This window comes from Clostridium sp. KLE 1755 (genome assembly GCF_000466465.2).
Classification (GTDB): domain Bacteria; phylum Bacillota; class Clostridia; order Lachnospirales; family Lachnospiraceae; genus Eisenbergiella; species Eisenbergiella porci.
Genome location: NZ_KE992686.1, coordinates 1 through 6,778 on the forward strand (window position 1 = coordinate 1; position 6,778 = coordinate 6,778).

Here is a 6,778-nt window from a genome sequence, read left to right on the forward strand (position 1 = left end):
GGCCTTCGGAGAACCCATTCGCGGCCGGACTCACTCCCCCACACAAAAAGATGCAGAAAAAACTGGTTTTCCGCATCTTTCTTTTCGAGAATGAAAATATTCCAAACGTCCCCGCCTATTCCCTGCCGTCGTCCCAATCGCCGTCATCCGCGCCTTCTGCGCCGATATTCAGCATATTCATGGTACGGCGCCGGATTCTTGCCTTCTCCGAGGCCTCCAATATGTAATTTTTAATGGTTCTGGCATTTTTTATATGAGTCAGCATCAGCACCGGATTGGTAGTATCGCCGGTATAACATTTCACCGTACCGATTCCAACAATACGTTCCGCCAGAGACTCCACCAGTTCCACGTCCTGTACCTTATACATATAACAGTCGTTTTCCTTTTTATTCAGAAAACCTTCCGAAACGGTAATGATATCATCCTTCACCGTATATACGGTAAAGGTAAAGGGCAGGCCGAAAAACAGCCATCTTTTTCGTTCCGTAAACTGCACTTCCCCGTTCCTGTTTTCACCGTCCATAGGCTACCTCTTTTCTTATGCTGCTTATGCGCGTTCTTATGTGCGCGTGTATCTGTTCCATTCAGTTCTCTCTTCGCAACAGTTAAGACTTCCAAACTGCTGCCTTACTTCATATCCTTCGCGTAAATTATAATAGATATGCACCTGATTTGCAAAGGTTTTTCATCCGGACCTTCTATTTTTATAAAAAATAAATTTTACGTAAAAATAGATTGAACCCCCTTTTTCGATGTGCTATAATGTCACAAATAGTAAGTGGCTGTAAGAAATGTGGAGAATTTTATGGGACGATTTGCAAACCGCTGCAAGCCTGGCAATAAGCAGAATTTCATACCGGATATCTGAATATAAATCGAAGGGAAAATTATTTTCTCTTCGATTTTCTAAAATCAACGCCTGCCGACCGCAGGCGTTATTTATGGGCCGGGGCGGCAGGACACGTTCAGCAAAATTGATGTCCAGATCCCAATATTTCCGCATTTAACAGAAAGGAGACCGATAAATGAAACATTTAATGAACCCGCTTGACTTTTCCGTGGAGGAACTGGACAAGCTCTTTGCCCTGGCAAGGGATATCGAATCGAACATGCCGAAATATGCGCATGCCTGCGAGGGGAAAAAGTTAGCTACCTGTTTCTATGAACCGAGCACCCGGACCCGCTTAAGCTTTGAAGCCGCCATGCTCAATCTGGGCGGCAGCGTGCTGGGCTTCTCCGACGCCGCAAGCTCCTCCGCTTCCAAGGGCGAAAGCGTGGCCGACACCATCCGCATCATCTCCTGCTATGCAGATATCTGCGCCATGCGCCATCCCAAAGAGGGCGCTCCCATGGTAGCCGCCTCCGTTTCAGGAATCCCTGTAATCAACGCCGGCGACGGCGGACATCAGCATCCGACCCAGACGCTGACGGACCTGATGACCATCAGCACGCTAAAGGGCCGCCTGAACCAGCTTACCATCGGACTGTGCGGCGACCTGAAATTCGGCCGGACCGTACATTCCCTGATTAATGCCCTCGTTCGCTATGACAATGTACGCTTTATTTTCATCTCCCCTGACGAACTGCGCGTCCCCGACTACATTACAGAAATGCTGAAGGAAAAAAATATTCCCTACGAGGAAGTCACACAGCTGGAGGAAATTATGCCCGGCCTTGATATCCTTTACATGACCCGCGTTCAGAAGGAGCGTTTCTTCAACGAAGAGGATTACGTCCGCTTAAAGGACTTCTATGTGCTCGACAAAGCCAAGCTTTCCCTGGCTCCCAGTGACATGCTCGTCCTTCATCCCCTGCCCAGGGTCAATGAAATCTCCGTGGATGTGGATGATGACCCGAGGGCTGTTTACTTCAAGCAGGCGCAGTATGGCGTGTATGTCCGCATGGCGCTTATCCTCACCCTGCTGGGTATCAGCGTAAATGATTAATTTACCAGGGAAACGCCCTTTGTGGCATTAGTATAAACGCCCATTAGCGGGCAGAAAGGCAACCTTATGTTAAATGTAGGAAAAATTGAAGAAGGCTTCGTGCTTGACCACATCAAGGCCGGCACCAGCCTGTCCATTTACCGTCACCTGCAGCTGGACAAGCTGGACTGCACGGTGGCTATCATCAAAAATGCACGCAGCAATAAAATGGGGAAAAAAGATATTCTGAAGGTGGAATGCGATGTGGACATGATGAACCTTGATGTCCTGGCCTTCATAGATCACAATATTACTGTAAATATTATAAAAAACGGCGAAATCGTTAAGAAGAAGGAACTGATACTCCCGAAAGAAATCAAAAACGTTATTCACTGCAAAAATCCCCGCTGCATCACCTCCATTGAGCAGGGACTTCCTCATATTTTCGTTCTCTCCGATGAGAAAAAAGAAATATACCGTTGCAAATACTGCGAAGAGAAATTCGACAGGCGTTCTTTATTATAAGCAGGAAGAAGAAAAAATACTGCCGGCCCTTTTGTACTACAGGGCGGCAGTATTTTTTCTTCCCGACATATTTTTCTGTTACAACGGCAGTTGCAGCTGCCCCCTTACCTTTTCCTCAAATTGCAGACAAAGCATCTGTATTTAATCCGCTTCCAATCCTCCATCGCAAAGCCGCATCTTCCAAAAAGCTCCCTGATTTCCCGTTTCTTCCACAGCTTAACGTCACCGGAACTGCTCCACTTTAACGCCCAGTTAAACACCTCAATCATTATAGAGGGCATTGTGGGGTCACCGAGGATTAGAAGGCCGCCGGATTTTATGATTCTGCCCATTTCTGCAGCGGCCTTTTCCGGGTTCGGGTAATGGTGGAAGGAAGCATTGCAAACCACCACATCAAAAAAATTGTCCTTATAGGGCAGCTGTTCCGCGTCTCCCACCTGAAGCCGCGCCGCCTTCCCCAGTTTCTTTCCCGCCTCTTCAATCATTTTTTCCGAAATATCCAGGCCGTAATATTCTGCGGGGATGCGTTCATTCAGGGTTTTTAGTATATTGCCGTTGCCGCAGCCCAAATCAAGAAGCCGCTGTCCTCTGGTATCCGGTACGCGGGCAAGAATTTCCCGGTACATACATTGGACAAATTTTCCGTCATGGCTTGTGTCGTAATCCTCCGCTGTTTTGTTGAAATAATCTGTTGTTATTTTTTTGCTCGTATCTTCCATTCTCTGGCGCCATCCTTTCAAATATTGTTTTTTGCCTTAAACTGGTGCATTTTCATCTTCAGACCTTCAGGGGCAGAACTGTCCGTTTAATATGCCATTTGAGGATAATTCTTCAGGGCAATAATTGCTGTAGAAATGATTAAACTCATGTCATTGACTTATATTCAATAGCATTTTGCAGAAAAGCCCCGCCAAAACAGCGGGGCCGGCCTACTGTAATATTTTATAAATCAATTTGTGCAGCAGTTCTGTCTTTTCCTTTAATGGAATCCTTTCATCAATGAGGATGGGGGACTGGCCGCTTAAAATAAAAAGAGCTGTCTGCTCCGGATAATCCACGTGGATTTCTCCCATTTCAGAGCGGCACCTGAGATATTCCGCAAGGTATGGGGCAATTTTCTCCTCCATATGCATACTCAGCTGGCGATGAAAAAATTCATTTCCTTTTTTATCAAAAAAAGAGGCGTATTTATATTTTCCTTCCTCCTGATACAGGAATGCAATAACAGCCTTCATGCACTCTTCCAGCGGCTGCTTTGTATTCCTGAAAATCTGGATAAAAGGCTCGCTGCACTCTTCTGCATAGTGCGTCAAAGCTTCTTCATACAGCTGCTGTTTATTCTGGAAATAATGGTAGCAAAGCCCGGAAACCACATTCATTTCAGCGGCAATATCCTTCATGGTAGTTGCTTCAAAGCCTTTCTCGGCAAATACCCGCATGGCGGTATCCAGCATTTCCTGTTTTCTGACTTCAGGTTCTTTGGAAACTCTCATATGGATCCTCTCTCTTTCTGTTTTCAGCTTACTCCTCTATTGAACATTTGTCAATGACATATTTTCAATGTTGTCTGTTTAATGCTATTTCATTAATATAAAAACATTGCCCCGTTTTTCAACCAATAGCTTTCAGGCAGGTTTCCAGCGGGCTTTCGCTTTCCGGGGAAGGGATATCAGGTTCAGTTCCGAATTCCTCGCTGCCCGCGCCGTCAGGGGTAGTTCCGTAAACAGGGCTGTACCGCACGATGAGGCCGCTGTTCTTAAGGACGATGGGCAGAGGTTCGGAACCGATTCCGTCGCCGCCTGTCGTCTGCCCCACAAGAGTTGCAAAACCGGTGGCTTTCGTGAACATGGCCGCATATTCGGAGGAGGAATACACATTTTCGTTCACCAGCATCCACAGTTTTCCTTTCAGGGCTTTCTTTTCTCCGGAAGGCTCAACCTTATAGGTATCGGCCACAAATAAATCAAGTCCGGAAAGGTCTTCCTGATTCAATCTGGGCAGTTCGGGGACCTCACTGACAGGCTTATATTCAGAAAAATCCATGAATTTGCGGTTATAGCTGCCGTTTTTTACAAATTGGTATGTGTCGGCGGTACAGGTATGGTCAATGTTAGGAGCCATAATGAGATCGTCAAAGTAGGGCATTCCGCCGCCTCCGTTATCGGTTAAATCAAAAATGACATTTTCATAATCGCTGTATTTTTCGTATAAGCCGGTCAGGATTTTACTGTCTTCTTCATAATAATCCATGTCAAAAAATCTTATTTTAATGTAGGCAGTCTTTCCTTCTTCAATGATCCCGTATAAAAGATTATCGGTTTCGCCGCTGTCCAGAAGTATGGTATCTCCTGTTTCATCCTCCTGAGCCATGGAACCCGGGTCTGACTGAAGCAAGTCAGACATCCCCTGTTCTTCATAGTACGCCTGGACTTTTTTCCAGGCATTTTGAAATGATTTTTCTATCTTCTCATATGCTGCAACTGAAGTATCATTTGCATAGGCATCACTGATTTTTCGCATGAGAGGGAGCAAGTCTTCGGAAATGCCGTCCAGGTTGCTGTAATCATCCGCCCAATTTTCAATAACAAGCTGCAAGTGGCCGATTCCGCCGCATGGTCCTACGAACCCCTGTATATTTGTGAAGAGCTGCATGTCCGTTTCGGAGTTTTTTATTTTTTCCCTGCAGATCCGGTACTGCTCTTCCAAATCTATATTCTGCGTCCGCTCGGCCAGATTCCAGTAGGGGTAATTCTCTTTCAGGGTTTGATACAGGAAATCGAAATCCTCCAGCTTTTCTTCTGTTGTCAGCCCTTTCCAGTTTCCTTCCTCTGCGGAAAGTCTGGCAAACTCACCGATTACAGTAATTCCTTCTTCTGTTTCCGGCGGCTGCCCGGAGGACTCTCCCGCTGATTCGCCTGCTGCTGTTTCCTCTGCTGTATTTTTCTTTGTTGCGCTTTCTTTTACTGCACTTTCCTCTGCCTTTTTGTCTTCTGCCTTGTTGTCTCCTGTTTGCGCTACGCTGTCCAATGCTGTCACAGAATCCGCCGCCGGACGCTCCGCTGTGCTGTCTGCCTTACAGCCGTTCAGCATCACTGCCGCCAGCAGAAGCATGATAACGATCCTTTTTTTCATATCCATTCATCCTTTCCATATTTCATTCCGGTTAATTGATGGTGTTGTCTTTCTGATTCACAGGATACCGGATTTTCTTATGGGAAGGTATCATATTGGCTTTCCTGAAGGTTACAGTTTTGTAATATGGTTTCTGGGTTTATTTTTATCGGCATTTCATGGGGAGCCTGCTTGTATAAGGAGGATAATTTCTTTATATTAACTGTCTGATTCCGGCTGCATTCTCCACCAGATGGTATCATTCCCTGCATATTCCGTAAAACCGCAGCGCTTTAGGATACGCTGGGAGGCAAAGCCGTCTGCTTCCGTTTCCGCAGTGATACAGGACACCCCTTCCTGCTCCTTTGCCCAGCTGCACATGGCGCGGACGGCTTCCGTCATATATCCTTCATGTTCAAAGGCTTTCCCCAGGCCATAGCCTATTTCAACCTGGCCTTTTTCATCGGGTACATTCTTAAAATCAGCGGAGCCTACAACGACATTATCGGATTTTCTGATGAGAAGCCAAAAGCTGTGCCACAGGTAGTTATCGCTGTCCTGTCTGGTAATTTCCAACTGTCCGGAAACAATTTCTTTGAATATTCCTTCCAGCGGTTCGGCCTGGTAGGAGCAGTTCAGTTTTTCTTCCAGCCAGGGCAAATCGTTTAACCACCAATCAAGCTGTTCGGGAGTAAGAGCGGTAATTCTCAGCCGTTCTGTTTCTATTTGCATTTCATGCCTCTTTCTTTCCGGTTCCCCGGCCCGGAATCTTTTTATAATAACCTGGATGTCCGGAGTTCCGCAGGTTTTATCAAGAAATTTACTTCTGCTTCCAACAAATCCAGAAACCGCTTCCTTGCGTATTTTTCTTTCCATGGATCATGGCCGCATTTTTCAAGGACATAATAAGAAAACTGAGGAAGCCTGCGGCACACCCGGGAGCCCCGGGGCCTCCGTGCAGGACTATTGCCCGGAACGGCGGCCGGCCGTATTCGCACACAATGTCCATTTTTTTTATATTCATCGGCTTTTTCTCCTTTTTACGCTGTTGCCCATTATAAAAAGCAGTAAATATTCGGCGGTAATAAAATCTTTTTTCCAGCCAGAAAGGCCCATAGAATCAGCATTTCCGCTGTGTTCAATACACTTCTGCAAGGGTAAAATGGTGCCCAGGCAAACAAACAGGGTTATGGGCGGCAGCATGAAATAATGAA

General features: G+C 46.2%; 9 protein-coding genes. 2 read left to right on the top strand and 7 right to left on the bottom strand.

The window, feature by feature from the left end; translation table 11 throughout:
* Nucleotides 1–115: 115 nt before the first annotated feature.
* Nucleotides 116–526 (bottom strand): PH domain-containing protein, encoded by a 411-nt coding sequence (locus HMPREF1548_RS08790; RefSeq protein ID WP_021635638.1) that lies wholly within the window; start codon nt 524–526, stop codon nt 116–118.
* Nucleotides 527–1,028: 502 nt separating this feature from the next.
* Between HMPREF1548_RS08790 and pyrB the strand changes: the two genes are divergently transcribed.
* Both pyrB and HMPREF1548_RS08800 read left to right on the top strand, forming a co-directional pair.
* Nucleotides 1,029–1,949 (top strand): aspartate carbamoyltransferase, encoded by a 921-nt coding sequence (gene pyrB, locus HMPREF1548_RS08795; RefSeq protein WP_021635640.1) that lies wholly within the window; start codon nt 1,029–1,031, stop codon nt 1,947–1,949.
* 66 nt (nt 1,950–2,015) lie between these two features.
* Entirely contained in the window at nt 2,016–2,453 is a 438-nt protein-coding gene (locus HMPREF1548_RS08800; RefSeq protein ID WP_021635641.1) for an aspartate carbamoyltransferase regulatory subunit, read from the top strand.
* Between the two features lie 104 nt (nt 2,454–2,557).
* Here HMPREF1548_RS08800 and HMPREF1548_RS08805 read toward each other — a convergent pair whose 3' ends face one another.
* From HMPREF1548_RS08805 to HMPREF1548_RS30215, 6 genes are all read right to left on the bottom strand, one after another.
* On the bottom strand, nt 2,558–3,172 hold the full coding sequence (locus tag HMPREF1548_RS08805) for a class I SAM-dependent methyltransferase (protein WP_021635642.1): 615 nt from the start codon (nt 3,170–3,172) through the stop codon (nt 2,558–2,560).
* Between the two features lie 210 nt (nt 3,173–3,382).
* Nucleotides 3,383–3,946, bottom strand: coding sequence for a TetR/AcrR family transcriptional regulator (locus tag HMPREF1548_RS08810; protein WP_021635643.1), 564 nt, complete (start codon nt 3,944–3,946; stop codon nt 3,383–3,385).
* A gap of 118 nt (nt 3,947–4,064) precedes the next feature.
* Entirely contained in the window at nt 4,065–5,585 is a 1,521-nt protein-coding gene (locus HMPREF1548_RS08815; protein ID WP_049942446.1) for a S41 family peptidase, read from the bottom strand.
* A 198-nt stretch (nt 5,586–5,783) separates the two neighbouring features.
* Nucleotides 5,784–6,296 carry a GNAT family N-acetyltransferase gene (locus HMPREF1548_RS08825; protein WP_025490842.1) on the bottom strand — a complete coding sequence of 171 codons (513 nt, stop codon included), beginning with the start codon at nt 6,294–6,296 and terminating at the stop codon, nt 5,784–5,786.
* Between the two features lie 88 nt (nt 6,297–6,384).
* Nucleotides 6,385–6,588 (bottom strand): hypothetical protein, encoded by a 204-nt coding sequence (locus HMPREF1548_RS08830; protein WP_035321624.1) that lies wholly within the window; start codon nt 6,586–6,588, stop codon nt 6,385–6,387.
* A partial coding sequence (locus HMPREF1548_RS30215; protein WP_207644059.1) for a hypothetical protein occupies nt 6,585–6,778 on the bottom strand: 194 nt, incomplete at its 5' end. The genes HMPREF1548_RS30215 and HMPREF1548_RS08830, both read right to left, overlap by 4 nt.